General features: G+C 28.8%; 28 protein-coding genes. 8 read left to right on the forward strand and 20 right to left on the reverse strand.

What is annotated here, in order from left to right; translation table 11 throughout:
- Positions 1–8: 8 nt before the first annotated feature.
- Together BPP43_RS07930 and BPP43_RS07935 are read right to left on the reverse strand one after the other, a co-directional pair.
- The gene (locus tag BPP43_RS07930) at positions 9–1,070 is read right to left on the reverse strand and encodes an NAD(P)-dependent alcohol dehydrogenase (protein WP_013244260.1); all 1,062 of its coding nucleotides are present in this window, start codon (positions 1,068–1,070) and stop codon (positions 9–11) included.
- Between the two features lie 105 nt (positions 1,071–1,175).
- Positions 1,176–1,562, reverse strand: a complete 387-nt coding sequence (locus BPP43_RS07935; protein WP_015274656.1) for a DUF4234 domain-containing protein — start codon at positions 1,560–1,562, stop codon at positions 1,176–1,178.
- Between the two features lie 164 nt (positions 1,563–1,726).
- Between BPP43_RS07935 and purB the strand changes: the two genes are divergently transcribed.
- Both purB and BPP43_RS07945 read left to right on the forward strand, forming a co-directional pair.
- Positions 1,727–3,019, forward strand: coding sequence for an adenylosuccinate lyase (gene purB, locus BPP43_RS07940; protein WP_013244258.1), 1,293 nt, complete (start codon positions 1,727–1,729; stop codon positions 3,017–3,019).
- 255 nt (positions 3,020–3,274) lie between these two features.
- Positions 3,275–3,775, forward strand: coding sequence for a GNAT family N-acetyltransferase (locus BPP43_RS07945; RefSeq protein WP_252832298.1), 501 nt, complete (start codon positions 3,275–3,277; stop codon positions 3,773–3,775).
- On the opposite strand, the gene lepB is transcribed toward BPP43_RS07945, so the two are convergent.
- The 3 genes from lepB to BPP43_RS07960 all read right to left on the reverse strand — a co-directional run bounded on the left by lepB (position 3,772) and on the right by BPP43_RS07960 (position 8,573).
- On the reverse strand, positions 3,772–4,275 hold the full coding sequence (gene lepB, locus BPP43_RS07950) for a signal peptidase I (protein WP_014935097.1): 504 nt from the start codon (positions 4,273–4,275) through the stop codon (positions 3,772–3,774). The two genes, BPP43_RS07945 and lepB, sit on opposite strands and share 4 nt — an antisense overlap.
- A gap of 2 nt (positions 4,276–4,277) precedes the next feature.
- Positions 4,278–6,968 carry a DNA mismatch repair protein MutS gene (gene mutS, locus BPP43_RS07955; RefSeq protein ID WP_015274659.1) on the reverse strand — a complete coding sequence of 897 codons (2,691 nt, stop codon included), beginning with the start codon at positions 6,966–6,968 and terminating at the stop codon, positions 4,278–4,280.
- A 348-nt stretch (positions 6,969–7,316) separates the two neighbouring features.
- Positions 7,317–8,573: a GNAT family N-acetyltransferase gene (locus BPP43_RS07960; RefSeq protein ID WP_013244254.1), complete on the reverse strand. Its 1,257-nt coding sequence runs from the start codon at positions 8,571–8,573 to the stop codon at positions 7,317–7,319.
- 179 nt (positions 8,574–8,752) lie between these two features.
- On the opposite strand from BPP43_RS07960, the gene BPP43_RS07965 reads away from it, so the two are divergent.
- The 3 genes from BPP43_RS07965 (at position 8,753) to gdhA (ending at position 11,489) form a co-directional block, all read left to right on the forward strand.
- Positions 8,753–9,316, forward strand: a complete 564-nt coding sequence (locus BPP43_RS07965; protein ID WP_015274660.1) for a hypothetical protein — start codon at positions 8,753–8,755, stop codon at positions 9,314–9,316.
- Positions 9,313–9,987, forward strand: a complete 675-nt coding sequence (locus tag BPP43_RS07970) for an ABC transporter ATP-binding protein (protein WP_013244252.1) — start codon at positions 9,313–9,315, stop codon at positions 9,985–9,987. The genes BPP43_RS07965 and BPP43_RS07970 overlap by 4 nt, the downstream gene beginning before the upstream one ends.
- Positions 9,988–10,139: 152 nt before the next feature.
- Positions 10,140–11,489 carry an NADP-specific glutamate dehydrogenase gene (gene gdhA / locus BPP43_RS07975; protein WP_013244251.1) on the forward strand — a complete coding sequence of 450 codons (1,350 nt, stop codon included), beginning with the start codon at positions 10,140–10,142 and terminating at the stop codon, positions 11,487–11,489.
- Positions 11,490–11,989: 500 nt separating this feature from the next.
- Here the strand turns inward: gdhA and selD are convergent, their stop codons facing one another.
- Positions 11,990–13,054 (reverse strand): selenide, water dikinase SelD, encoded by a 1,065-nt coding sequence (gene selD / locus BPP43_RS07980; protein ID WP_015274661.1) that lies wholly within the window; start codon positions 13,052–13,054, stop codon positions 11,990–11,992.
- 155 nt (positions 13,055–13,209) lie between these two features.
- Here selD and BPP43_RS07985 point away from each other — a divergent pair, with 155 nt between their 5' ends.
- Complete coding sequence (locus tag BPP43_RS07985; RefSeq protein ID WP_015274662.1) at positions 13,210–13,641, forward strand: hypothetical protein; 432 nt, start codon at positions 13,210–13,212, stop codon at positions 13,639–13,641.
- A 177-nt stretch (positions 13,642–13,818) separates the two neighbouring features.
- Here the strand turns inward: BPP43_RS07985 and BPP43_RS07990 are convergent, their stop codons facing one another.
- From BPP43_RS07990 to BPP43_RS08035, 10 genes are all read right to left on the reverse strand, one after another.
- Positions 13,819–14,025: a DUF1858 domain-containing protein gene (locus BPP43_RS07990; RefSeq protein ID WP_013244247.1), complete on the reverse strand. Its 207-nt coding sequence runs from the start codon at positions 14,023–14,025 to the stop codon at positions 13,819–13,821.
- Positions 14,026–14,103: 78 nt separating this feature from the next.
- Positions 14,104–16,218, reverse strand: coding sequence for a tetratricopeptide repeat protein (locus tag BPP43_RS07995; RefSeq protein ID WP_015274663.1), 2,115 nt, complete (start codon positions 16,216–16,218; stop codon positions 14,104–14,106).
- A 31-nt stretch (positions 16,219–16,249) separates the two neighbouring features.
- Positions 16,250–16,570 (reverse strand): YggT family protein, encoded by a 321-nt coding sequence (locus BPP43_RS08000; protein ID WP_014932100.1) that lies wholly within the window; start codon positions 16,568–16,570, stop codon positions 16,250–16,252.
- A 12-nt stretch (positions 16,571–16,582) separates the two neighbouring features.
- Positions 16,583–16,915, reverse strand: a complete 333-nt coding sequence (locus BPP43_RS08005) for an STAS domain-containing protein (RefSeq protein ID WP_013244244.1) — start codon at positions 16,913–16,915, stop codon at positions 16,583–16,585.
- 91 nt (positions 16,916–17,006) lie between these two features.
- Positions 17,007–17,792 (reverse strand): exodeoxyribonuclease III, encoded by a 786-nt coding sequence (xth, locus tag BPP43_RS08010; RefSeq protein WP_013244243.1) that lies wholly within the window; start codon positions 17,790–17,792, stop codon positions 17,007–17,009.
- Positions 17,793–17,948: 156 nt separating this feature from the next.
- Positions 17,949–18,677 carry an amino acid ABC transporter ATP-binding protein gene (locus BPP43_RS08015; protein ID WP_013244242.1) on the reverse strand — a complete coding sequence of 243 codons (729 nt, stop codon included), beginning with the start codon at positions 18,675–18,677 and terminating at the stop codon, positions 17,949–17,951.
- Positions 18,670–19,383, reverse strand: a complete 714-nt coding sequence (locus BPP43_RS08020; protein ID WP_013244241.1) for an amino acid ABC transporter permease — start codon at positions 19,381–19,383, stop codon at positions 18,670–18,672. Before BPP43_RS08020 ends, BPP43_RS08015 begins: the two co-directional genes overlap by 8 nt.
- Before the next feature lie 41 nt (positions 19,384–19,424).
- On the reverse strand, positions 19,425–20,159 hold the full coding sequence (locus tag BPP43_RS08025; protein WP_013244240.1) for a basic amino acid ABC transporter substrate-binding protein: 735 nt from the start codon (positions 20,157–20,159) through the stop codon (positions 19,425–19,427).
- Positions 20,160–20,189: 30 nt separating this feature from the next.
- A complete protein-coding gene (locus BPP43_RS08030) occupies positions 20,190–20,924 on the reverse strand; it encodes a basic amino acid ABC transporter substrate-binding protein (protein ID WP_013244239.1) in 735 nt (244 codons plus the stop codon).
- 218 nt (positions 20,925–21,142) lie between these two features.
- Positions 21,143–21,682 (reverse strand): hypothetical protein, encoded by a 540-nt coding sequence (locus tag BPP43_RS08035; RefSeq protein WP_013244238.1) that lies wholly within the window; start codon positions 21,680–21,682, stop codon positions 21,143–21,145.
- Between the two features lie 184 nt (positions 21,683–21,866).
- On the opposite strand from BPP43_RS08035, the gene BPP43_RS08040 reads away from it, so the two are divergent.
- Both BPP43_RS08040 and BPP43_RS08045 read left to right on the forward strand, forming a co-directional pair.
- Positions 21,867–22,358: a hypothetical protein gene (locus BPP43_RS08040; protein ID WP_015274664.1), complete on the forward strand. Its 492-nt coding sequence runs from the start codon at positions 21,867–21,869 to the stop codon at positions 22,356–22,358.
- Positions 22,359–22,449: 91 nt separating this feature from the next.
- Complete coding sequence (locus BPP43_RS08045) at positions 22,450–23,973, forward strand: YifB family Mg chelatase-like AAA ATPase (protein ID WP_015274665.1); 1,524 nt, start codon at positions 22,450–22,452, stop codon at positions 23,971–23,973.
- Positions 23,974–24,027: 54 nt separating this feature from the next.
- Here the strand turns inward: BPP43_RS08045 and BPP43_RS08050 are convergent, their stop codons facing one another.
- The 4 genes from BPP43_RS08050 to hslV are packed head-to-tail and all read right to left on the reverse strand — an operon-like array spanning position 24,028 to position 26,442.
- Positions 24,028–24,501, reverse strand: a complete 474-nt coding sequence (locus BPP43_RS08050; protein WP_013244235.1) for a bacteriohemerythrin — start codon at positions 24,499–24,501, stop codon at positions 24,028–24,030.
- Between the two features lie 44 nt (positions 24,502–24,545).
- Positions 24,546–25,271: an AAA family ATPase gene (locus BPP43_RS12575; protein WP_289844190.1), complete on the reverse strand. Its 726-nt coding sequence runs from the start codon at positions 25,269–25,271 to the stop codon at positions 24,546–24,548.
- The gene (locus tag BPP43_RS12580) at positions 25,246–25,908 is read right to left on the reverse strand and encodes an AAA family ATPase (RefSeq protein ID WP_289844191.1); all 663 of its coding nucleotides are present in this window, start codon (positions 25,906–25,908) and stop codon (positions 25,246–25,248) included. The genes BPP43_RS12575 and BPP43_RS12580 overlap by 26 nt, the downstream gene beginning before the upstream one ends.
- Positions 25,909–25,911: 3 nt before the next feature.
- The gene (gene hslV / locus BPP43_RS08060) at positions 25,912–26,442 is read right to left on the reverse strand and encodes an ATP-dependent protease subunit HslV (RefSeq protein WP_013244233.1); all 531 of its coding nucleotides are present in this window, start codon (positions 26,440–26,442) and stop codon (positions 25,912–25,914) included.
- Between the last annotated feature and the right edge of the window lie 61 nt (positions 26,443–26,503).

A 26,503-nucleotide genomic window follows, 5' to 3' on the forward strand; every position in this document is an offset into this window, starting at 1 on the left:
ACTATTATTTATTTTTCAATTCTTACTACAGGTTTAATTAAATCTGCAGGTTTATCTCTCATCATAAATAAAGCTTTTTCAAGATTGTCCCAACCATCAAATACATGAGAAACAAGATGATGTACATTTAATTTTCCAGAAGAAACTAAAGAACCGAGTTTTTCCATTCTAAGTCTTCCGCCAGGCATAAGTCCGCCAAGTATAGCTTTATGACCCATACCAACACCCCATTCAACTCTAGGTATTTGTATATAATCACCTTTACCTAAATAGTTAACGTTACCAATTTTACCGCCAGCTTTTAGTGAACGAACAGCTTCAGCAAAAGTTTCAACACCGCCGCCAGCAATGATAACTTTATCAACACCTTTACCATTAGTCATTTTAAGAACTTGTTCATCTATAGGACCATTTTTATAACTAATGAACTCTTCAGCACCATATTTCTTAGCAGCCTCAACACAGTTAGGTCTAGTACCAACAGCAATAATCCTTGAAGCTCCTCTTAAAGCAGCACCAGCTACACCCATAAGTCCAACAGGTCCAATACCTATAACAAGTACACTGTCACCATATTGTACATCAGCTAATTCTGCACCATGAAAACCAGTAGGAACCATGTCAGAAAGCATACAAGCATCTACAGGGTCAATATTGCTAGGTAAAATAGCTAAGTTACCGTCAGCATCATTAACATGGAATACTTCTCCGAATACACCGTCTTTAAAGTTAGAGAATTTCCAACCAGCAAGCATACCGCCTGAATGCATAGAATAACCAGCTTGAGCTTCTACGCTATTCCAATCAGGAGTAATAGCAGGAATTAATACTTTATCACCAGGTTTAAAGTCTTTTACTAAACTTCCAACTTCTACAACTTCACCGCAAGCTTCATGACCTAATATCATGTTATGTCTTTCACCTATAGCTCCTTCCCATAATGTGTGAACATCAGAAGTACATATAGCTACAGCTAAAGGTTTTACAAGTGCGTCTGTAGGTCCGCAAGCAGGTCTTTCTTTTTCAATCCAACCTGATTGACCTATTTTTAACATAGCATAACCTTTCATATTCCTCTCCTTTATATTTAAATTATACCTAATTTATAGTATATAAATATAATAGCAATTGTCAAAGTTAGAGTATGAAAACTTAACTATTTTACTAAATTTATATTAATTAGCTTGAGAAGTTATATTATCAGTACCCATCTTTGAGTATATGCTATTTAATTTATCTTGTATAATAGCAGCTGAAACTATACCTAAACCAACAAATGAAAGTACAAGAAGTAAAACAGAAGCATCTTCTGTATTGTCAATACCTACTTTTGAAGTCATATCTTTATATATTATTCTAGAATATTTATAGAACCAGTATAATTGATAGAATGGTATAAATAAACATAGTATTAATTCTAATGTTGGATTTATTTCTGCATTATTCATAAAGTTTTTTATAGAATCTGTTGTTTTATATAACCAGTATAAATAATATATACCGCATGTTACAACACTTAATATTACTAGCATTGGGATTGATTTAATATTTTCGTTTTTCATAAAATATCTCCTAAATAAATTAATTTGGTATAGGATAATTTATTTTTAAAAAAAGTCAATTATAATACTATTTTTTTATATATTAGTGATAATATAAATAATATTGAAATTATAATTAAAAATTTATATAATTGCTTTAATTATTATTTTTATAGGATATAAATATGATTAAAAGATACACTAGAAAAGAGATGGGTGAACTTTGGAGCTTACAAAATGAGTTTCAGGTTATGCTTGATGTAGAGATTGCAGCTTGCGAGGCTATGGCTGAAATTGGAGAGATACCTCAGGAAGCTGTAAAAAGAATTAAAGAAAAAGCTACTTTCACAGTTGAAAGAATTGCTGAAATAGAAAAAGAAACTAATCATGATATTATATCATTTGTAACAGCTGTTCAAGAGAATGTTGGAGAAGGCGGACAGTATATACATAAAGGCTTAACTTCAAGCGATGTAAAAGATACTGCATTAGCTGTAATGATGAAAAAATCAGCTGAAATTATATTAGAAGATTTAAAAAGATTATCTGAAGTATTATTAAGAAGAGCTAAAGAGCATAAATATACTCCTTGCATAGGACGTACTCATGGTATACATGCCGAGCCTATGACATTAGGACTTAAATTCATTTTATGGTATGATGAAAACGAAAGAAATATTAAACGTGTAGAAGAAGCCAAAAAACAGGTTTCTGTTGGTAAGCTTTCTGGTGCAGTTGGAACATACAGTAACATTGACCCACGCATAGAAGAAATTGTATGTAAAAAATTAGGTATAGAAGCTGACAGAGTTTCTACTCAAATAATACAAAGAGATAGGCACGCACAGTATCTCACAACTTTAGCAATAGTTGCTAGTTCATTAGAGAAATTTGCTACAGAAATTAGAAACCTTCAAAGAACAGATATTAGAGAAGCAGAAGAGTATTTCAGTGAAAAGCAAAAAGGCTCATCAGCTATGCCGCATAAGAGAAACCCTATCACTTGTGAGAGAATATCTGGTTTAGCTAGACTTGTAAGAGGCAATGCATTAGCTTCTTTGGAAGATATTACTCTTTGGCATGAGAGAGATATAAGCCATTCATCAGTAGAGAGAGTTATACTTCCAGATTCTACAATAGCAGTAGACTATGCTCTTAATAAGTTTATTGATATAGTAGACAAACTTTTAATTTACCCTGATGCTATGAAAGCTAATATTGAAAAAACAGGCGGTTTGATTTTCAGCCAAAGAATATTGATAAGCTTAGTTAATAAAGGCATAGACAGAGATAATGCATACAGATGGGTACAGAGAAATGCAATGAAAAAATGGCTAAACAATGAAGACTTTAGAGAGAATGTTCACAAAGATGAAGATATAACAAAATATTTAAGCTCTAAAGAAATTGATGATTGTTTTGACTATGCTTATTATTTGAGAAATATTGATGTGATAATGAAGAGATTTGGGATATAATTTTTTATTATACTAAAAATTTTTAACTTTTTTTATTTTAGTTATTTGTAGGGCTTTTTAATATTTTTAAGAAGCTCTTTTTTTTTGCATTTATTTATTAACTTTATAATTTATTTATTAATTTATGAATTTGCTAATTTCAAAAAATAGTATATAATCGTACTAATTCTATATAAGGATTAAGCTATATGATTATCAAATTAATAGAAATGAAAAATGATTTAAACAATAAAAACACATATCATCAAATTTTTAATGACGCATTTTCCTATCGAAGAGAGATGGAACTTTGATATGATACTTCAAAATAAAAATGAATCCAGCTATAAATTTTATTCTATTTTAGATGATGATAAACCAATAGGCTTAACTATGATTTGGAGCTTCGAAGAGTTTTATTATGGAGAGTATCTTGCTATAGATAAAAACTTAAGAGGAAAAAATTACGGCTCAGAAGTATTAACTAAAATATTTGATATGCATAATGACAAATTAATCGTTATAGAGGTAGAGCCTTATGATTTGAATGATATAGCTAAAAGAAGAATTGATTGGTATAAAAGATTTGGGCTTATATTATCAGATTATGATTATGATATGCCTTGTATAAAAGACGGCAAAAAAGACACGATGAAAATGAAAATTATGACAAACAGAGAAATAAAATCAAAAGACGAATATAATAATATAATCACAACATTATATAATAAAGTTTATAGTCCGAGATTGGATAATATTGATAATTGGAAAGATTAAAAATTATTAAATAATTTAAATCTTCTTTTTGGACTAAATATTAATATAATATGCCCTATTATATCTTTTTTGTTTATAAGGCCGAAATGTCTGCTGTCTTCACTTAAAGATATATTATCACCCAAAACAAAATATTCATCTTTGCCTATATTATATACAGCATTATCCTCTTCGCTAAAAATATAATATTTATGCCTTATAAGCTCGTCGTTTAAATAGAGTCCTCCATCAAAAATCTCTACTTTATCTCCCTCTTTTCCAACAACTCTCTTAACTAAATTATTAGTCCCCATTCTAAAAACAATAACATCAAAGTTTTTAATATTATTAAAAATAAAATTGTTTTTTAAAAGCAATATCTGGTCGCCCTCATAAAAAGTAGGCTCCATTGATTTATTGCTTACTATATAGGTATCAAAGAAAAATACCCTAATAAAGCCTGCCAAAAATAAAGCAAGCAAAGATGCTAATACTATCTCTAAAATCTGTCTCTTATTCATTATTAATTATTTAAATCTCTCTTCCATTTGTTAATTAAATTAAGTGCCTCTATTGGAGTGATGTCATTAATATTTAAATCTTTAATTTCTTTTTCTATTTCGCTTTCTATTTTTTCTTTTTCATCTACTAAATTAACATTAGAATCTGCTTTAGAATTAAAAGGAAGAATATCAGGAGATTTTTTATTATTTATCTCTATATTCTCAACCTGTATGCCAGCCTCATTTTCAAGCTTTTTTAATATCTCTGAAGCTCTCTGTATAACTTTATGCGGAGCACCTGCAATTTTTGCTGCATATATACCATAGCTAGACTCAGCAGCTCCCTCAATAACTTTTTTCATAAATATTATTTCATCTTTATACTCTTCAACCAATACCTTATAATTTTTTACACCTTCCAAATCTTCAAGCATAGTAAGTTCATGATAATGCGTAGCAAATAATGTTTTTGATTTTTTATTCTCTTCGTTTACTAAATATTCAACTATAGCCCAAGCAATAGAAAGCCCATCATAAGTAGAAGTACCTCTACCTATCTCGTCCATTATAACAAGACTTCTATCAGTACAGTGATTAAGTATATAAGCAGTTTCGTTCATCTCTACCAAAAATGTACTCTCGCCCTTTGCTATATTATCGCTCGCACCAACCCTTGTAAATATTCTATCAACTATAGATATCTTGGCACTCTTAGCAGGTACAAATGAACCAATCTGTGCAAGAAGAACTATTAAAGCAGTTTGTCTTAAATATGTACTTTTACCGCTCATGTTTGGTCCTGTAATTATTAGCAAATGCTCATTTTTATTGTCTAAATATGTGTCATTTGCTATAAAGCTTTCGTTTTTTAAATTCGCTTCAACTACAGGGTGTCTTCCTTCTTTTATGTCTATTATGCCGTCATCTGTTATAATAGGCTTTGTGTAATTTTCTTCTGCAGCCAAACAAGCCAAAGAAGCATAAACATCTATTACTGATATTATCTTTGCCATTTTTAATATAGATGTTAAATATTCATTAACCTTATTACGAACTTCTATAAATATATCATATTCCAAAGCATAACTTTTTTCATTAGCTTCGTTTATAGTCTTCTCATATTCCATAAGTTTGCTTGTGGTGTATCTCTCGCTTCCTACTAATGTTTGCCTTTTTATAAAATCTTTCGGAACTAATGATATATTAGATTTTGTTATCTCTATATAATAGCCTATAACATTATTGTATCTTATTTTTAAATTATTAATTGAAGTGATTGATTTATATTCATTTTCTAATTCGCTTATCCAAGTTCTTCCTTCTCTTCTTGCCTCATTATATTTTTTTAGCTTTTCATCATAATCATCTTTTATAATGTCGCCTTCATTTAATACAATTTTAGGGTCTTCTAGTATTGCTCTTTCAATTAAATCTGTAATAATTTTTATATCGCCTATCTCTTCAAAGTTTACATCATTAAAATTATTAAGCACAAGCTCTGTAATTATTTGCAAAGATGAAAATAAAAACCTTTTTAAAGATACCAACTCTTTTGGATTAATCCTTCCAAGTGCTAACTTTGAAGCAAGCCTCTCTATATCTCCAACATCAGAAAGCATGTCCATTATTCTATACATGAACTTCTGATTCTTATAAAAATATTCAACATTATTAAGTCTTTTATTTATCTCATCAATATCAAGCAAAGGCTCTACTATTATTCGCTTTAAATATCTTGCTCCCATAGATGTTTTTGTTTTGTCTATAGTGTCAAACAATGTCATTTTATTATTGTCGTTTCTTATAGTTTCCAAAATCTCTAAACTAGATATTGTGGCATAGTCTAATGTCATAGAGTCTTTTCTGTTGTAGAGTTTTATGTTTGATATATGCTCTAATGATGTTTTTGATAATTCTTGTAAATAATATATTAAAGAACCAAGAAGTGAAACTATTAAATGCTTATCTTCTATGCCGAAGCTTTTTAATGATATTGTCTTAAAATGATTAGTTAATAGTTTATATGCATAAGAATATTCAGCTGTATAATTTGGGGTGGTGCTGAAAAATATATTTGAAAATCTGTTTTGTATTTCTTTTATTATCTTACTTTCTTTTACAGATTCTACAGTCATTATCTCTTTCGGAGAGAACCTTATAATCTCTTCGCATATCTCATCTAAAAAGTCTTTTGTATTATTATTCTCAAACTCTGTAACATACAATTCACCAGTAGATATATCGCATATAGCAATAGCAACATTATTTTCACTTTTAGAAACTATTATAGAAGCTAAATAATTATTACTCTTTGATTCTAAATATTTATTTTCTGCAATAGTGCCTGGAGTAATTACTTGAGTAACATCTCTTTTTACTATACCTTTTGCTGTTTTAGGGTCTTCCATTTGGTCGCATATTGCTATCTTTTTTCCAGATTTTACAAGTTTTGACAAATAATTATCTATAGCATGGTAAGGTACACCTGCCATTGGAACATTTGCCCTTTTTGTAAGAGTAAGCCCCAAAAGCTCTGAAACTATTTTAGCATCTTCAAAAAATACCTCGTAAAAATCTCCCATTCTAAACAAAAGTATACTGTCGCTATATTTATCTTTAATCTCTTTATATTGCCTCATCATCGGTGTGAGCTTTTCTTCTTTAGGTGAGTTCTCTGATGATTCTTCTAGTGAAAAAAAAGTTTCTTGCATATCTTTATAAAATCCATTATCATATTTTTATTGAAAAATAGTATATTATATTTATTTAGTTTTATCAAACCAAATATTATAAACTGTATAACTATATAGTGGTTTTATTAATTTTTTTATAATTTTTTATAAAACTATCATGTAAATACCTCTTTTAAGTTGCTTTTTTATATTAAATATTGTATTATAATATTACTTTATGTAATATTGTTTATTAAAAATAAGTATTTATTAATTGTTTTTTTTGTTAAATTAAGTATATATATAAAAACACAATATATATAAAAAATACCATTATAGAGAGGATTGAGCATAACTCAGTCCTTTCGCTTTTTTAAATTATAGTTATTAAAAATAATCAGAGAAATAAACTTGTTCTTTAGGTATGATGCTTTCTAATAATTTAATAGCATTAGCTGTTGCTTCTATTCTTCCAATTTTGTAAAGATATGAAGGACTTTTATAACTCATAAGCATAGTAGTTAAAGTTTTAATATCCATTTTTATAATATATCTATCTTTAGAGTTTCTTTTATATTCTTTTGAAATTCTTTTGCATACAGTTTGTTTATCTTCATTCCAATAAATCATAAAGCTCGCATTATTCCACTTAGCCATATCATCTTTTATTATTAAATTAATTTTTTTATTTTTTGGTTTTCTCAAGAAAGGATAATTATTAATAAACCCTTTAACATCAGTAATCCTCGCCATAATATATGGTCTTATAGTCTCTTTTATTTCGCTGTCTTCAAGAAGGAAAGCTATAGGCTCATTTGTATAATTGTATCCTTTAACTTCATCAACCATAGAGAAATGTGCAGATATATAATTCCAAAGTCCAAGCCTAGCCTCAAAATTAATATAAACCATCTCTTTTATATGAAACACATCATTTTCAATAACATAAACCAAATATCCTTCAGCTTCATTTTTGTCATTATAATATAGAGCAACTATAGTGTCATCAACTTCCCATCTCCAATACTCTTCCCACTCCAAATCGCCGCGAATTAAAGCACCATGCCTAGCATAAGAAAATTTATTATAAAGCTCTTTCAAATCATCGCTGTCTGTAGAAACTCTCTCCACTCTCCCTTTACTAGTCATAGTTTTAGGAAGCTGAGTATCTTTTATAGTAAAACTCATTTTGTCGGATATTATCTCCCACCCTTTTCTTCTGTAGAAAGGAATAGAGTAGGGATATAATACAGATATAGTCTGCCCCTCTTTTTTCATGTTTTCAATACTTTTTATCATCAAATCATTCATAAGTCCAAGATTAGAATATTCCGGATATGTAGCTACTCCTGTAACGCCTGCCATTTTGTAAATAACGCCGTGTATATTCATTTTCATAGGGTATACTGCTATTTGAGAAGCGAGTTTTTGTCCGTCAAACCAGCCTAAAACTTTTGCCTTGCTTAATACTGCAGATTTTGCCTGCTTTATTTCATCAACCTCATAACCTAAAGTAATAAGTTCATTATTGCTCACTTGAAAAGCGTATCTTAATAAATTATTGAAATCATCTAAATCTTTGAGAGTTAAATATCTAATTTTGAATTTCTTTTTTTTCTTATTTATTAAATCTTTATCAATCATATAAAACCTAAACTTTACATAACTTATAAATAATATTAAATCAAAACTTTATAATTGTCAATTTATATACAATATATATAAGATACAAATTTACTAAAGTAATCTATTATTATATCGATAAGTTTTACTATAAATATATATTAATAGTTTTATAATTATTATCTTGTAGAGGTGTTCTTGTGTATAATTCTATAGTAGGCTATGCTCTTAAAATTATTAAAGGTAATATCTTATTTTCTATTATCATCTTTATAGCAATGTCGCAATTAATGACTATTACTTCTATTTTTGCTCTTATGTGGAAATATGAAATACTCCTAAACGAAAATATTCCTTTCTTTAGGGCTTTCTCTATATATTCGCTTCTTATTGTGCTATTTATAGTAGTGCTTTTAATTGCTATTGTTACTATTATATATATTTTCTCAAAAAATAGCCGTATGTTTTCTACTTTGAGAATTTTTGGGGCTACTAAATTATCTTTAAAAAGGCTTTCTTTAGCTTTGAGCTTTTTATACCCTCTTATCTCATACATTATTTCAAGCTTGGAAATTATTATAATTTATATCAGATACCGCTCTTATATATTAACTATTATAAACACAAGCGAAGTATTGAATAACGCTTTTACTATATTTTGTGCTAATGTAATATTATTTTTAATATTTATGTTCGGTGCTTTTATTACTAATACCGTACTTCTAAACAGAGACCCTTATGAAGATTTGAGAGGAACACTATGAATATAAAAATTATTAACATTTCTAAAACTTTTTCTTTAGGTGTAAATAAATTAGATGCATGTCAGGATATTAGTTTAGATATTAATCAAGGAGATTATATAAGCTTTGTAGGTCATACTGGAAGCGGTAAAAGTACTCTCTTAAGCATTATAGGAGGAATACTAAAACCTACAAGCGGTTCTATATATTATGACTCATACAAAATTGATAACCCTTCAGAAGAAGTATTATCAAGCTTTAGAAGAGAATATTTTTCATATATATTTCAATACCCAGTTATTATACCAACAATTAATGTATTAGATAATATTTTAATACCTTTAGCTTTTAAACATAAAATTACAGATGAAAAAATAAATCAAACAAAAGAAAATATAGAACTATTCGGTCTAAAAGATAAAATGCACCTAAAAGCAGCTCATTTATCAGGCGGTGAAATGAAAAAAGTAGCTATACTAAGAGCTTTAGCCTATGGCTGTAAATGCCTAATAGCAGATGAGCCTACAAGCGATTTAGACCCAGAAACAACTACTTTACTTATGGAAATATTAACAACTCTCAACAATCAAGGAACTACAATCATTATGGTTACGCATGCTCACAATATAGCAGCACATGCCAAAAATGTATACGAAATGTCTGAAGGCAAGATTGTTAGATGTCTTAAATAACTATGTAATTTTACAAAAATACGCACTTTTTTAAAAAAAATATTACTTCTTATGATAATTTTATACTATCACTATCAAATTACTATTGATAATAATATTATTTAGCTATATAATTTTACTCAAAATTTAATAATAAAAAAGGAGATTGTGTTATGTCTTCAAGAGTAAAAGAGAGTATTGAATCTATTTACAGTTCAATAGTTCAAAAGAATGCTGGAGAAAAAGAGTTTCACCAAGCAGTAAAAGAGATGTTAAGCACATTAGAAGTAGTATTAGAGAAGCACCCAGAATATATAGAAAAGAAAGTAATTGAACGAATATGCGAACCAGAAAGACAGATAATATTTAGAGTGCCTTGGATGGACGACAAAGGAGAAATACATATAAACAGAGGCTTTAGAGTACAATTCTCAAGTGTAATGGGACCATACAAAGGAGGTCTTCGTTTTCACCCTTCTGTATATTTAGGCATTATCAAGTTTTTAAGTTTTGAACAAATATTTAAAAATGCACTTACTGGCTTATCAATAGGAGGCGGTAAAGGCGGTTCTGATTTTGACCCTAAAGGAAAAAGCGATAATGAAGTAATGCGTTTTTGCCAGAGCTTTATGACAGAGCTTCACAGACATATTGGTGCTGATATTGATGTACCTGCAGGAGATATAGGAGTTGGTGCTAGAGAGATTGGATATTTATTCGGTCAATACAAAAGATTAAGCGGAAGATATGAGGCTGGAGTACTTACAGGAAAAGGTTTAGATTACGGCGGTTCGCTTGTGAGAAAAGAGGCTACTGGTTATGGACTAGTATATTTCACAGAACTTATGCTTAAAACAAGAAATGAATCTTTTGAGGGTAAAAAGGTAATTGTATCTGGTTCTGGTAATGTTGCTATATATGCTATGGAAAAAGCTTCACAGTTAGGAGCTAAAGTTATAGCTTGTTCAGATTCTAACGGTGTGTTGTATGATGAAAATGGAATAAATTTAGACACTGTAAAACGTTTGAAAGAAGTAGAGAGAAAAAGAATAAAAGAATATGCTGATATACATAAAAGTGCTAAATATCAAGAAAATGGCTGTATATGGGATATTGCTTGCGATGTTGCTTTACCTTGTGCTACACAAAATGAGATTAATGCTGACAATGCTAAAACACTTGTAAAAAACGGCTGTAAATGTGTGGCTGAGGGAGCTAATATGCCTGCTACACCAGAGGCTATAGATGTATTTTTGAATGCTAATATATTATATGCTCCTGGAAAGGCTACTAATGCTGGAGGAGTTGCTACTTCTGCTTTAGAAATGCAGCAAAATGCAAGCAGAGACAGCTGGGATTTTGAATATACAGATGGTAAACTAAAAAACATTATGACTAATATTCATAACACTTGCTATACAACAGCAGAAGAATACGGCTTTAAGGGTAATTATTTAAAAGGAGCAAATATTGCAGGATTTGTAAAAGTTGCTGAAACTATGATTCCTTTTGGGTTAATATAATTAATTAATAACTAAACAAATAAGGGGCTTTTAAAGCCCCTTGTTTTTTATATAGTAAGTTTTTTATTTGTTCTTTTTTATTGTTATTTTTACAGTAACTATATGATGAGTACTTCGTCAAAAAAATTTTTACCTTTCAGGCACGCTTCACGAAAGTATAAGTATTTTTACTTTATACATTTGAAATATGTACTAGGTATAAAATAATATTTATATTTTAGACTAAACAATACAGCCTTTTTGCTTCTTTGCGGCAGCAAAAGAAGTGGTGGTGCGGGGGCTAGTCCCCGCAAATAATAAAAAAGATGAAAATTTTATTGTTCTTTTTCCCGCGTACGAGCTGTACCACCTTGCCGCACGGTAATGCTATGCTTTTATTATAACTTCTTAGTCGTGCGGGGGAGTACATTTTTATGTACAATTAAATTATAAAATTTATAATCAAAATGCAGTTCTTCGCAAACGTATCATAAAGCTAAAAACTTATCAATATTAATTTATTATTTAGTAAGGTGTATATATTCTCTATTCTTTTTAGTTACCCTTCCAACAATAGCCGCACAATCAATGCCCTCACGCCATAAATCAGCAAGCATATTCTCAGCATTAGCCTTATCTACACATATAAATAATCCGCCAGCAGTCTGAGGGTCAAAAGTAAGCATCTTTAAGCTATAATCCACATTCTCATCAACTAAAATATTCTCACCAACATAACGCATATTTGTAAAAGCAGCCCCAGGTATACAGCCAATATCCAATACCTCATAACTCTTCTCAAACATAGGCAATGCTGATGTATTTATCTCTATAGTTACATCACTAGCCTTAGCCATCTTGTAAGCATGACCAGCAAGTCCGAAACCTGTTACATCTGTAGCACATTTTGCATTATATTTATTCATTACAGCACAAGCTTTTTTATTTAAAGTACTCATAGCATTAAATACATCTGTAATAGCACTTTCTTTTATTAATCCCTGCCTCATAGCAGCTAAACAAGCACCTGTACCAAGAGGCTTTGTAAGTATTATAATATCTCCGTCTTTAGCAGCAGAGTTTGTAGTAATATTATTAGGATTAGCAAAACCAATAACAGCCATACCATATTTAATTGCTGTATCTGTGATAGTATGCCCTCCTACAACCAATACGCCTGCTTCTGTAGCTTTGTCTTGTCCGCCTTTTAATATTGTAGCAAGAGTATTAAGAGAGTTTTCTTTTGGATACATTGTAATATTTAAAGCTAATTTTGGCTCTCCTCCCATAGCATATATATCGCTTATAGAGTTACAAGCAGCAATCTCTCCAAATAAATAAGGGTCTGCAACAACAGGAGGAAAAAAATCTACTGTAAATATAATAGCATTATCCTCTGAAATCTTATAAACTCCAGCATCATCTCCTATATCAACATCAGATAATAGATTAGAATCTACTTTTGTTTTTAATATAGGCGATAATGTCTTTTCAAGCAAATCAGGCGGAATTTTGGCAGAACAGCCGCCCTCTAAAGCACAAGATAATAACTCAATTTTCTCTTCTTCTTTTTTAATATCTTCCATAAAATAAAATTCCTTAAAATAATTAGATATAATTATAATACATTTACAAAAAAATAAAACTAATAATGCTTAGTTATTACATTTATTTAAAAAAATTATGTAAAGTAATTTTCTTTAATATCGATAATTATTATATAAATTAAGGGGTGATATTTATGTTTAATTTATACGAAGAACTTACAAAAATTGAAATAATTCTTAGCAAAGAAATAGAAGTTTATAAGATTATATTAGAAGATGAAGAGAGAAAAGTAAACTCTATCATAGATACAAGACTTCAAGATGTGCATATGTATTGCGATCATCAAAGTGAAAAAATGAAAGAAGCTAATGAATTAAGAAAGTTAAGAGAAAATATTACAGATTTGATAATATTAAATAAATTCCCTCATCTTTCTCAAACAGCTACTTTATCTGATATAATAAGAAAAATACCTCTAAACAAAACAGCTAAAATTTCATCACTTCGTTTGGAGCTTGTAACTTTAATGGCTAGATTAAAACATCTAAACAAATTAGCACCAAAATTGTTTGATGAAGCATTAGATTTTTTTACAGATATGAAAGAAGTATTAAATAGAAAGTAAAAAAGTAGGCTACAACAACAAAGGAAAAGAACATTTGCTTAATAAAAGATTATCTGTATTAATTAATAAACAAGTGTGAAAAATATAATATAGTATATATAAAAAGCTTCGTATATAAAACGAAGCTTTTTTGTTTTAACATAAATATTTATTTAAATACTTTAATTAAAAAATATATTAGTTTTTAGAACATCTCTCATTTATTTCTTTAACTAAATTATCTATTTTTTCATCGTCCATTCCATGGCCTCTACAGCCTTCTTCAAGACTCTCCCAACTAGCAACATGACAGCCTACACAATGAAGACCATAGCTCATCATAATCTCTACTGAATCTGGAAATATCTGTATAATTTCCCCTATACTCATAGTTTTATTTATCATAATTTATCCTCTCTTATAATTTTTTAATTCCTATATAATATATATAATATAATTTTTTGTCAAAAAGTAAAATGATAATTATCTATTAAATACTATTGGATAATATTCATTATAGTTTTTTATATATTTTCTTAAATAATTTAAATTAAACTCACCTGTATTTTTTAGAGTTTCTTTTTCAATACTAGAAAGCTTTTTTACCATAGAACTATTGCCAAGCTTTTTATAAACACGCTTAAAAGTCATAATAAAAGATAAACTATTATGATATGTAATATCCTCATCAAAAACAGAAGCAGCCTTCTCTAAACTAAAACCATCTTTATTAGTAAGTGCAAAATAAGCATACAATAATAATACATAATCATGACAATTTTCGCTATAATTATCCACAGCATCTTTTATTAATTCTAATGCCAAAGCTTCATTTTTAGTTACGCCTATACCATTATAATAGCAATGAGCTAATGCCGCTTTAGAACATGACGAATGATAATTATTCATTTTTGCTATTTCATTAGATTTATAATATATTTCAAAAGCTTTATCTTCGTTTTTTTCTATTCCTCTTCCTAATTCGTAGGCTCTTCCCAATATAATATGAGAAGGTTCAAATGTACTGTGTAAATCAATAGAAGTATTAGCCATTCCTATTGCGAGTTCTGGTGAGGGTGTGAGAATATTTCCATAAAATAACTCTTTTGAATATATATAATAAGCAAAAAAGTCATTCATATTTATTGCCAATTCTAAATATTTAATGCCTTCATAATAATACTTTTGAGGTATATTGTATATCATCACTTTTGCTATTTTTCTATATATTATTGCTTTATTTAATTCAGTACTGTTTAATGATATTTTTAAGTTTTCTATTATAGTTTCATAATCATGAGATCTTGTTTCTATTAGAGAGAAAGCATATACATATCTTAAATGATACATCTCTTCATTGGCATAACTATTATCTAAACTACCTAATACTTCTTTTGCTGATAATGCTGATTCTTTATAGTTTTTTAATTTATAATAAGAAAATGTTTTATATATTAAAGCTCTAATATTTTTTATTTTATCTAAATATTTAATAAGATGTTTATAGTCTTCATCTGTTTTGGCATTATAATAATAAAACTCTAATATATCATTATAAAACCATTCATTAAAATCATCATTATTTTTTAATATATCATCAAATTCAGCTTTAGCTCTTTCAGCTTCTCCAATATAAGCATATAAATTACCTCTATAATATTTATACCTCATATATTTTTTATCTAGAGAAAAGTTTTTTATTATTTTATCTAATAAAGAAAATGCCTCTTTAATATAATTGGTATCGCTATGATATTCGCCGCTTACAATATAATCATGCAAAGCCTCAGATTTACCAAGCAAAGCAGCTAATTTATATTTATTGTCTGTTTCAAGCAATATGTCATAGTTTTTTATAGCATTCAAATAATCCTCTTTACTAAAATACCATTCAGCTCTTTCATAAATTGCATTATAATTTTTGTCATTAAGCTCTATAGCCCTATTTAAAAAAAGCAAAGCATCATAATAAAACTCGCTATCAACACCCTTTTTAGCCAATGCAATAGCCTTTAAAAAATAAGCTTCATCATAAAAAGGGAAATCTTTTATAAGCTCATTAGCCTCATAATCTGCCTTAATCAGTATATTTAAATTATAATAACAAAGACCTCTCTCAAACCTCGCTATTTTGGACTCTTCAATATCAACTCTCTCAATAAAATCATCATAATACCCAATAGCCTGATGAAAATCAGAAGCGTTCTCACCATTATTTAAATAGCTATTAGCAAGCATAAGCAAAGCATCATAAGCCTTATTATCTTTTTCAAATAAAATCTGTGCATATTCTCTCTCTTTATCTACATTAGCTATATCTCTATTTAAATACATTAATCCCCTATAAGCATCAATTATATTAGGGTCTATCTCTATAGAATGAATAAGGTCATACTCTATATTTGAATATATTAAAGAAAGATTTGCACTAGAATAATCATATTTGTTTTTTTGTAAATCTATAAATCTAAACTTACCTCTCATATAAAAAGCTTTGGCATTATCAGGCTCATTATATATTAATAGATTTAATTCTTCTATAGCTCTTTTATAATCACCATCATTAATATATCTATTAATATCTTCCAAAGAATCCATGAGAATAGTTCCAATTTTTTATAATATAAAATTATAATATTAAACGAATTATAAATCTATAAAGCATAGTGATTAGAGGAGGTACTACCATTTGAAGTATAAGCAAAAATACTAAAGGAGATAAATCTATTACTCCTATTATAAGCTTATCTCTGAAGTTTCCAAAAATTTTATCTATCACTCCGTCAGTAATTCTATAAAAGAAATTAACTATAGGATTGTAATAATCTAAATGTATAGCACCAAAAGCAGTAAGCCAGCTGATAATAATCCATATAAACCATATAAATGAATATAGCCTTAAAGCCTGCATTATAAGAACATATATAAAATTAATAATTTGTATTAACATAAACCCTCATTATTACTTAATATTGCTTAAAGCCTCATTAACATCTTTGGCAGTATTTACTATAGTGAGAAATCTTGTAGCTTCAAATAAACTTGTTAATTTAGTGCTTAAAGAACAAAAATAAACCTTTCCGCCTTTTTCACCAGACACTCTTAAAGCAGAAGCTATTAATCCTAAAGCAGAAGAACATATATATTCTATATTATGAAAATCAAATACAAAATTTAAAATACCAGCATCTTTTATATAATTAAGTTTCTCTTCCAATATATCAACATTTTCAGATATAATATTCTTCTCTATATTAATAATAGCAGTTTTCCCCTCTATAACAGTACTAACCATTCTTTTTACTCCTTATATACATCTTTTAATTTTATTATATATAATGAAAAAATCAATATTATAGTTTTATGTAATTTTGATAAAAATAAAATTATTTTTTATCCCATTCAATTAATATAGGACAATGGTCGCTTCCAAGAACATCAGTTAAAATATCAGCCCTTTTAATATTGTTTGATATTTCATTATTAACAAAGAAATAATCTATTCTCCAGCCCACATTCTTCTCTCTAGAACGAGTCTTCATATCCCACCAGCTATAATGTCCGCCTTCTTTTACAAACATTCTAAAAGTATCAGTAAAACCGCTATTTAAAAATTTTGTTATGCGTTCGCGTTCTATAGGCAAAAAACCAATACTCTTCTCATTTTCTTTAGGTCTAGCCAAATCTATAGCCTCATGAGCAATATTCATATCTCCGCATAATATTACATTAGTTTTATCTTTTAATTTTATCATATGTTTAGTCATTTCATCATAAAAAGAAAGCTTATAATTAAAATGCTCTTCAGATTTGCCGCCATTAGGAAAATAAACATTAAATATAGTAAAATCATCAAACTCTAAAGCAAGTATTCTTCCTTCTCTATCTGTAAACTTAGAACCGAATTTATTTTTTATTTCTTTGTTTGGCTTTAACTTAGTATATATTGCAACTCCGCTGTAGCCTTTTCTTATTTCAGGGTCAGCAGGATTAATAAATAATTGATAGCCTTCTATGTTTCTTAAATCTTCAGGAAGCTGTTCTTCAAAAGCCTTAGTCTCTTGCAGACATATTATATCAGCATCTTCTTTTTTAATAAAATCTAATAAGCCTTTTTTGTATGCCGCTCTTATACCATTAACATTCCAAGAAATTATTTTTAGTGTACTCATATATTCCCTTTAATAAGTTATTTAGTATTATACTAGTATTTTTAGTATTTGTCAAAATCAATAATTTTTATACACTAAATAATATTCAAAATGATTTAGCATAAACTTTTAATACAGATAAAATTAATATGTTTTTTCAAATGATTTATTATAAAATTATTTATTTAAAACCTTATATAAGAACTCTTTAGTTCTAGAATGTTTAGGATTATTAAAGAACTCTTCAGGTGTTTCATCTTCAAGTATAATGCCGTCATTCATAAATAGTATTCTGCTTGCAACATTTTTAGCAAAACCCATCTCATGAGTAACTATAAGCATAGTCATGCCCTCTTTAGCCAAATCTATCATAACGTCCAAAACTTCTTTAATCATCTCTGGGTCTAATGCAGAAGTAGGCTCATCAAAAAGCATAACCTCAGGCTCCATAGCTAAAGCCCTAGCAATAGCAATTCTCTGTTTCTGCCCGCCTGAAAGTTTATTAGGATAGGTGTCTTTTTTCTCAACAAGTCCAACTTTTTGTAATAACTCAAGTGCTTTAGTTTCTGCTTGTTCTTTAGTGTAGCCTTTTAATTTCATCGGTGCTAAGATAATATTTTCCATTACTGTTTTATGAGGAAATAAGTTAAAATGCTGAAATACCATGCCAACCTTTTCTCTTATCTTATTTATATCAGTTTTTTTGTCCAATATGTTTTCACCGTCTATAAATATCTTTCCGTAGGTAGGCTCTTCAAGTCTGTTTATGCATCTTAAAAAAGTAGATTTACCGCTTCCAGAAGGACCAATAATTGCAATAATCTCACCCTTCTCAACATTAACATCTATTCCCTTTAATACTTCTAATTGATTAAACTTTTTATGTAAATTTTCTACTTTAATCACTTTCTTTAAGCCCCTTCTCTACCTTTCTCATAAACATAGCAAAGATAGAAGTTAATATCAAATATATTATACCCACAGCAATAAGAGGCTCAACCCCCCTATAAGTTTGACTAGTAATGATGTTAGCCGAACGAAGCAAATCAACTCCCCCTATAAAACCAACAATAGAAGTCTCTTTAATAAGTGTAATAAACTCGCTCACCAAAGCAGGAAGTATCTTTTTAATAGCCTGCGGTATAATAATCTCTTTCATAGAAAGACCATAATTAAGCCCCAAAGCTCTAGAAGCCTCCATCTGACCTTTATCAAGACCTTCAATACCGGCTCTTATAATCTCAGCAACATAAGCAGCAGAGTTAATACCAAAAGCTATAGCAGAGATAATTAGTATAGGCGTATTTCTTAAAGCCCCCACAAATACAACATTTGCCCAAATCATAAGCTGCACAACCGCAGGTGTACCCCTTATCAAATTAACATATCCAAATGCTAATTTTGATATAGGATTAAATGTCTCAAACCCTTTAATATTTTTTAAAGGATAAATATGCGATAATTGCATCAGAGCAATAAATATACCAAGAACTATACCAATAAGTGTAGCAAATAAAGTAGTTCCTATAGAAAATAAAAGCCCCTTAACCATATACATATATCTATGGTTAGCTATAAATACTTCTTTAAGCAACTCTAAATATTCTGTCATCTGCTTTCCTTAAATTATCTCTGTGTTTTATCATTCAAATATTAAAAATATTTTTTTACAAGCTCATCATATTTGCCGTTTTCTTTCAAAGTATCTAAAGCTTTGTTTACATCTTCCAAAAGTTTAGTATCTTCTTTTCTAAAACCAATACAAAGCTCTTGTATAGATAAATCTGTTTTAATAGCTTTAAGACCTTCATTGTTCTTTATATAACCAACAGCTATAGGATAATCCATTATAGCAGCATCTATTTTGCCATTCTGTAAAGCAACAACAGTATCTGCTGTTCTATTAAATCTCTCTATTTTATCAACTTTTTTACTCTCTGTTAAAGCAACATCTCCAACATATCCTAAAACAACACCAACTGTATAAGTATTGTTTAAGCTGTCAAAGTTAGTAATAGTGTTATTATCTTCTTTTACTATAATAGCCTGCTGAGATTCAAAATAAGGCTTAGAAAAATTAATAACTTTCTTTCTTGACTCTGTAGCAGTAATACCAGCTATAAGTATGTCTATAGTTTTAGCCTCTAAAGCAGGTATAAGTCCGTCAAAAGTCATATCTTTTATTTCTATTTTCTTTCCTATTATTTTTGATATCTCATTTATAAGCTCAACATCAAAACCAACCACATTGCCGTTCTCATCTAAATATTCAAAAGGAGGATATTCAGCATTAGTGCCTACATACAAAACATCTTTCTCCTCTTTCTTAGAACAAGATAATACCACAAGCAAAGAAACCAACAAAAGAATCTTTAATATATTTTTCATAATTTTTATCTCCAACTAATAATTATATATTTACTTTTCAAAATATTTTGCTATAAGCATATCGTAAGTGCCATTTTCTTTTATAGTATTTAAAGCATCATTAACTTTTTTAAGTAATTCTGTATCTTCTTTTCTCATAGCAATAGCATATTCTTCACTTTTAGAATCTGTTATAATTAATTTTAAATCATTATTTTGGTCAAAATATTTGCTAGCAGGTTCATAATCTAAAACTACAGCATCTACTTTTTTACTTTTTAAAGCTAATATAGCCTCTGATGTAGCACCATATTTCTGAGCATTTACATTAGACATTGCACTTACAATTAAGTCACCTGTAAAACCTAATACAACACCAACATTTTTGCCTTCTAAATTATCAAAGCTATAAATATCTTTATTATCTTTATGAACTAGTATAGATTGCTGAGTGCTATAATAAGGGTCTGTAAAATTAACAAACTTCTTTCTCTCTTCATCTGCAGTCATACCAGCAATAATTATATCTATCTTTTTAGATTGTAAAGCAGGAAGAAGTCCGTCAAAAGCCATGTCTACAACTTCAATATCTTGCTTCATTATTTTAGCTATTTCGTTGATTAAATCTATATCAAAACCAACAATATTTTCGCCGTCTCTATATTCAAAAGGTTCAAATTCAGCATTAGTGCCCACATAAAGTTTATTTTCTTTTGCAGAACAGCTCATAAAAGCAACTAAAGATATTAAAAGTATTGATGTAGTAATTATTATTTTTTTAAACATTTTTTATCTCCTAAATTTTTTTTACATGTATAAAATATATAATATTAACATATTTTTTTATTAATAAAATGTGTTTTTTTGATTATAATAGACAGGTAGGCTTAACGCCTGATTAATACTTGAAAGAAAGAGAGTATTTTTATATTAGAAAAACAATTAATCATAAAATAACTCCGTAATTTAGAATCAATTATAATACAGCAAACAAAAAAGTCAAGTTATTTTAAAATACTAGTTTTATATTTATCAAAAAGAGTGTTAGAGAAATCTGTATATTCTATTGCCTCTTTTATGCCTTTTAAATCTATATTATATACATTTTTTGATTCTCTATAAGGTTTTATTGTCATAGTAGTATGATTAATTAAATCTCTAAAAAAGTTAATTATTTCATCTTCCTGTACTATTCCAAATGACGGAGAAATAGTATAAAGTATATCAAAATTATTTTTTTCTGAACGAACTATTGGTTCTATTTCTGTTGTTTGTTTATTGTCAAAATAATATGATATTACAGCATCATCATTATTAATTTTATCTTTATACCAAGTAATTGTGATGTTTAATTGTTCTTGTCTTGATGCTATATATACTTCTAGCTTTTCATCAAGATTTAGAGACATTGTAACAGTTTTTTTATCTGTTCCGTCATATACAATTGTTTTTACTTTCCAATTATCATATTGCTTTGATGTAGCAATAGGATAGAGATTTAAAGCAAATAAAAATAATATAATTAATGTAATATTTCTTGTCATAATTTTTTATCCCAAAAATTAAAGTATACTATAATATACGAAATAAATTAAAAATAGTTTAACATATTATTTAATTATTATAGCTAATAATTTTGCAACACTATTTATATATTTTTTTTATATTATATTAGATATTTACATATATAATATTGTTTTAGTAAAATACATAATAAGGATAATATAAATGAACAAAAAACTACTGTTAATTATTATGACAGCATCAGTACTGTTATTAAGCTGCAGCAATAAAAAAACAACAGGAGTAGAATACAGCTCTGCCTCATCATCTAATGAAACAAATAATAACGAAACTAATACAGAAATAAATAATAATAAAGAAGATATTATAAAACATGAAGGCACTTGGAGCGGAGAACTAAAATCAGATAACACTATTGAATACTTGCCTTGGAAATTTGTAATAAAAAATGATGCTTCTATAGATGTATATATATCAGGCTCTAGCTATCCTGAACCTAGCTTATCTTTTGACAAAATAATTATACAAAACGAAAACACTTTAGAGTTCACTGTAATTGATGATTATATCTCTTATAAAACAATATCTACATTTAATGCTGATAATTTTACTGCAAATGTTGTTGTTGAGGTTAGTTTTACAGATGATAACAATCAAACACCTGTATATTATAGAGGCACTATGACAAAGAAATAAATTAATAAAAAAATAATATAAAATTAAGGCTTAAAATTATAAAAACTTTGTTTAACTATATGCATAAAATATTAATTTGGAGTAATGTTTTATGCATACCAAAATATATTCAGAAGCTCTTTACGGTATAGAAGGCATACCAATAACCATAGAAGTAAATATATCTGAAGGCTTGCCTAAGTTTGATGTTGTGGGGCTTCCAGACCAGGCAGTTAATGAGGCAAAAGAGAGAGTAATTGCTGCAATAAATAACAGCGATAGATTTTTCCCGCCAAAGAGAATAACCATAAATTTAGCACCAGCAGATATAAAAAAATCAGGAAGCATGTATGATTTAGCTTTTGCTTTGGGGATATTATCATCTAGTGCTCAGTTGTTTTTTTCTGATTTTATGAATAACACTATAATACTTGGTGAATTAGCATTAGACGGAAGTGTGAGAGAGGTAAAAGGAATATTCTCTATGCTTTTAAATGCCAAAGAATTGGGAATAAAAAATGCCATTATACCTTTTAACAATATGGAAGAAGCTAATATTATTGAAGGACTTAATTTATACCCTGTAAAAACACTTAAAGAAGCAATGGAAGTTTCTGAAGGCAAAAAAGAAGCTATAATATCTAAAGGTAATTTTAATTTTACATCAGACAATAATGAAGCTGTGGATTTTTCTGAAGTAAAGGGACAGGAATATGCAAAACGTGCTGCAATGATAGCTGCTGCTGGCGGGCACAACTTTATAATGATAGGATCCCCCGGCTGCGGAAAAACTTTGATAGCAAAAAGAATACCCACAATACTACCTCCGCTTACTTTTGAAGAGGCTATTGAGGTAACAAAAATATATTCATCATACGGACTGCTTTCAAAAAATATGCCAATAGTAAAAAAACGCCCATTTAGAATACCTCATCATACTTCCTCTCATGTAAGTTTAGTTGGAGGAGGCAGAAATATAAAAGCAGGTGAGATTACTTTGGCTCATAATGGAGTATTGTTTCTTGATGAGTTTGTGGAGTTTCAAAGCTCAGCACTTCAAACATTAAGAGAACCTATGGAAGAGAAAACTATTACAATAAGCAGGGCTAACGGAAGTATTTCTTTTCCTGCTAATTTTACTTTGGTTGCTGCTATGAACCCTTGCCCTTGCGGTTATTATGGAGATGAAAAACACACATGCCGATGCTCTGAAATGGCAAGAAAAAAATATATTGCAAAATTATCAGGTCCTATACTAGATAGAATAGATATATCAATAGAAGTACGCGGTATAGATTATGATAAAATGATTTCAAAAGCTGACGGAGAGACATCTTCTTCTATGCGTAAAATAGTTACTGATGCAAGAAAAATACAGGAAAAACGCTTTAGAGAAAATGGACTTAAAATATTTTCAAACTCGTCTATGGGAATAAAAGACATTGAGAAGTTTTGTATATTAGACAGCAAAGCTAAAAATATATTAAATATGGCCATGCAAAAGTTTTCAATGAGTGCAAGAAGCTACAACAAAATACTTAAAGTTTCAAGAACTATAGCTGATATAGAAAATAAAGAAGTAATAGAAACCTCGCATATAACAGAAGCTTTGCAGTATAGATTTAATCTAAACTAATAATTCAAATATTAAACTATTTTTAAATTAAATAGTTTAATATTATTAAGTATTTTATATATTATTTTTTTTCAAATAAGTTATTACTTCATCTACAAAAATCTTATCTCTAAAAGCAATATGCTCCAACAGCCAATCTTTTAAATATTTTAAAAATTTATTAGCAACAAAAGGCTGACCCTCTTCGTATTTTCTAATTTGATTAACCAATTCCATACAAAAGTTTTTATGCATAGCTTTATGATTTTCAGCATCAGAATAATTGATTAAATCCATAATCTTTTCTTCTGTCTTAAAATGATATTGCGTATAATCAATACACTTCTTAACTGCCTTAATAAAAGCACCATTAGTATCATTGCTATTATTAATAGTACTTAAATAAAGTTCATTAATGATGTTTACAAGTTCTTTATGCTGGCTATCTATGATTTTATGCTTAGTCTCATATATAGGACGCCATTTTATAAACAACTCAGAATCATTCTCTTCTTCTACAACATCAATATTTTTTTCAGTATCGTTCATAAATCTCATTCCCTCCTAATTATAATATATATAATCAACAATTATTATAATATATATCTGCTAATATCCCTATTTTCTTCTATATCTTTTACAGCCTCCTTAACATTATCGGAAGTTATTTTTATAAATTCTCCGCTATGTTCATCTGCACTAAAAGAAATCTCTTCAAAAACTTTTTCCATAATAGTATAAAGTCTTCTAGCTCCAATATTTTCAACATTAGTATTAATATTATAAGCCAAATCAGCTATTTTCTCTAAAGCCTCATCTTCAAACTCTATAGTAACACCCTCAGTTTTAAGTAATTCCTGATACTGTTTAGTAATAGCATTCTTAGGATTAATAAGTATATCTTTAAAATCTTCTTTTGATAAAGCTTTTAATTCAACTCTAATAGGAAATCTTCCCTGCAATTCCGGTATCAAATCAGAAGGCTTATTAACATGAAAAGCACCAGCCGCTATAAAAAGTATATGGTCAGTTTTTATAGGACCATATTTAGTATTAACTGTTGTACCTTCAACTATAGGAAGCAAATCTCTCTGTACACCATGACGTGCTACATCTGCACTGTCTGTTTTATTTCCGCTAGCAATTTTGTCTATCTCATCTAAAAATATTATACCCATATTTTCAGCTAAAGATAAAGCATCAGAAGTAACTTTCTCCATATCTATTAAACTTTCAGATGCCTCATTTATAAGATATTTCTTAGCCTCTTTTACTCTTAATTTTTTATTTTTTTTATTTTTGAGGCATAATGCTTCCAACCATAGACTGAATCATATCATTTTCTTCAAATCCCATTCCAGGTATGATACCAAACATTCTGCCCTGATTAGATGATATTTTTATTTCAACATAGCTCTCATCAAAGTCCCCATTGGCTATGCGTTTTTTTATTTGTTCTTTGGCATTCTTTTTCTTTTCAGCCTCTTCATCAGATATTATTTCATTATCTTCTTTTTTTACAGATGGAAGTAAAAGTTTAGCAAGTTTATCCAAAGCAATATCAGTAGCCTCTTTTTCAACCTCTTTCATCATAGAAGTTTTAAGCTCAAATATAGCCGCATTAACTAAATCTCTAACCATGCTCTCAACATCTCTTCCCACATATCCAACTTCAGTATATTTAGTAGCCTCAACTTTGATAAAAGGAGCATTAACTAATTTAGCAAGTCTCCTAGCAATCTCAGTCTTACCAACCCCAGTAGGTCCTATTAATATAATATTTTTAGGAGCAACTTCATCTTTTAACTCCTCAGGTAAATGACGTCTTCTATATCTATTTCTTAAAGCTATAGCCACAGAACGTTTAGCCTCAGTTTGACCTATTATATATTGGTCTAAAGCTTCAACAATTCTTCTAGGTGTAAGCTCACTTTCTAATTTCGCATCAAATGACATAATTTATTCTATTACCTCCAAAGAAATATTACTATTGGTATATATACATATTTGTGAAGCAATTTCCAAAGACTTTCTAGCTATCTCTTTAGCAGAAAGATTAGTGTTTTCACTCAAAGCCATAGCAGCAGCCTTAGCATACTGACCTCCGCTTCCAATAGCAAGTATATTATTCTCACTCTCTATCACATCACCATTACCAGACAAAAGAAGCATTTTCTCTTTGCTAGCCACTATAATAAGTGCCTGTAAATTTCTAAGCATCTTATCAGTTCTCCACTCACGGGCAAGCTCAACAGCAGCACGAGTCAAATCACCCGAAAACTCCTGAAGCTTCTTTTCAAACTTTTCAAACAATGTAAAAGCATCGGCAGTAGAACCAGCAAAACCTGATATTACCTTACCACCGTATAATTTTCTTAATTTAACAGCATTAGGCTTCATCACAGTCTCACCTAAAGTAACCTGTCCGTCTCCAGCTATAGCAGTAACACCATCTCTGCATACCGCACATATAGTAGTGCCTTTAAACATATACTATCCTCTTTAAACAAAGTATTACTATATATTTTAATATATATTCTATTCTAATGCA

Source organism: Brachyspira pilosicoli P43/6/78, from assembly GCF_000325665.1.
Lineage (GTDB): Bacteria > Spirochaetota > Brachyspiria > Brachyspirales > Brachyspiraceae > Brachyspira > Brachyspira pilosicoli.

Bases quoted from the DNA above. Each gene is read 5' to 3' on its own strand.
- BPP43_RS07930 (WP_013244260.1), bottom strand. From the start codon at position 1,070: ATGAAAGGTTATGCTATGTTAAAAATAGGTCAATCAGGTTGGATTGAA.
- BPP43_RS07935 (WP_015274656.1), bottom strand. From the start codon at position 1,562: ATGAAAAACGAAAATATTAAATCAATCCCAATGCTAGTAATATTAAGT.
- purB (WP_013244258.1), top strand. From the start codon at position 1,727: ATGATTAAAAGATACACTAGAAAAGAGATGGGTGAACTTTGGAGCTTA.
- BPP43_RS07945 (WP_252832298.1), top strand. From the start codon at position 3,275: ATGACGCATTTTCCTATCGAAGAGAGATGGAACTTTGATATGATACTT.
- lepB (WP_014935097.1), bottom strand. From the start codon at position 4,275: ATGAATAAGAGACAGATTTTAGAGATAGTATTAGCATCTTTGCTTGCT.
- mutS (WP_015274659.1), bottom strand. From the start codon at position 6,968: ATGCAAGAAACTTTTTTTTCACTAGAAGAATCATCAGAGAACTCACCT.
- BPP43_RS07960 (WP_013244254.1), bottom strand. From the start codon at position 8,573: ATGATTGATAAAGATTTAATAAATAAGAAAAAAAAGAAATTCAAAATT.
- BPP43_RS07970 (WP_013244252.1), top strand. From the start codon at position 9,313: ATGAATATAAAAATTATTAACATTTCTAAAACTTTTTCTTTAGGTGTA.
- gdhA (WP_013244251.1), top strand. From the start codon at position 10,140: ATGTCTTCAAGAGTAAAAGAGAGTATTGAATCTATTTACAGTTCAATA.
- selD (WP_015274661.1), bottom strand. From the start codon at position 13,054: ATGGAAGATATTAAAAAAGAAGAAGAGAAAATTGAGTTATTATCTTGT.
- BPP43_RS07985 (WP_015274662.1), top strand. From the start codon at position 13,210: ATGTTTAATTTATACGAAGAACTTACAAAAATTGAAATAATTCTTAGC.
- BPP43_RS07990 (WP_013244247.1), bottom strand. From the start codon at position 14,025: ATGATAAATAAAACTATGAGTATAGGGGAAATTATACAGATATTTCCA.
- BPP43_RS07995 (WP_015274663.1), bottom strand. From the start codon at position 16,218: ATGGATTCTTTGGAAGATATTAATAGATATATTAATGATGGTGATTAT.
- BPP43_RS08000 (WP_014932100.1), bottom strand. From the start codon at position 16,570: ATGTTAATACAAATTATTAATTTTATATATGTTCTTATAATGCAGGCT.
- BPP43_RS08005 (WP_013244244.1), bottom strand. From the start codon at position 16,915: ATGGTTAGTACTGTTATAGAGGGGAAAACTGCTATTATTAATATAGAG.
- xth (WP_013244243.1), bottom strand. From the start codon at position 17,792: ATGAGTACACTAAAAATAATTTCTTGGAATGTTAATGGTATAAGAGCG.
- BPP43_RS08020 (WP_013244241.1), bottom strand. From the start codon at position 19,383: ATGACAGAATATTTAGAGTTGCTTAAAGAAGTATTTATAGCTAACCAT.
- BPP43_RS08025 (WP_013244240.1), bottom strand. From the start codon at position 20,159: ATGAAAAATATATTAAAGATTCTTTTGTTGGTTTCTTTGCTTGTGGTA.
- BPP43_RS08030 (WP_013244239.1), bottom strand. From the start codon at position 20,924: ATGTTTAAAAAAATAATAATTACTACATCAATACTTTTAATATCTTTA.
- BPP43_RS08035 (WP_013244238.1), bottom strand. From the start codon at position 21,682: ATGACAAGAAATATTACATTAATTATATTATTTTTATTTGCTTTAAAT.
- BPP43_RS08040 (WP_015274664.1), top strand. From the start codon at position 21,867: ATGAACAAAAAACTACTGTTAATTATTATGACAGCATCAGTACTGTTA.
- BPP43_RS08045 (WP_015274665.1), top strand. From the start codon at position 22,450: ATGCATACCAAAATATATTCAGAAGCTCTTTACGGTATAGAAGGCATA.
- BPP43_RS08050 (WP_013244235.1), bottom strand. From the start codon at position 24,501: ATGAACGATACTGAAAAAAATATTGATGTTGTAGAAGAAGAGAATGAT.
- BPP43_RS12580 (WP_289844191.1), bottom strand. From the start codon at position 25,908: ATGTCATTTGATGCGAAATTAGAAAGTGAGCTTACACCTAGAAGAATT.
- hslV (WP_013244233.1), bottom strand. From the start codon at position 26,442: ATGTTTAAAGGCACTACTATATGTGCGGTATGCAGAGATGGTGTTACT.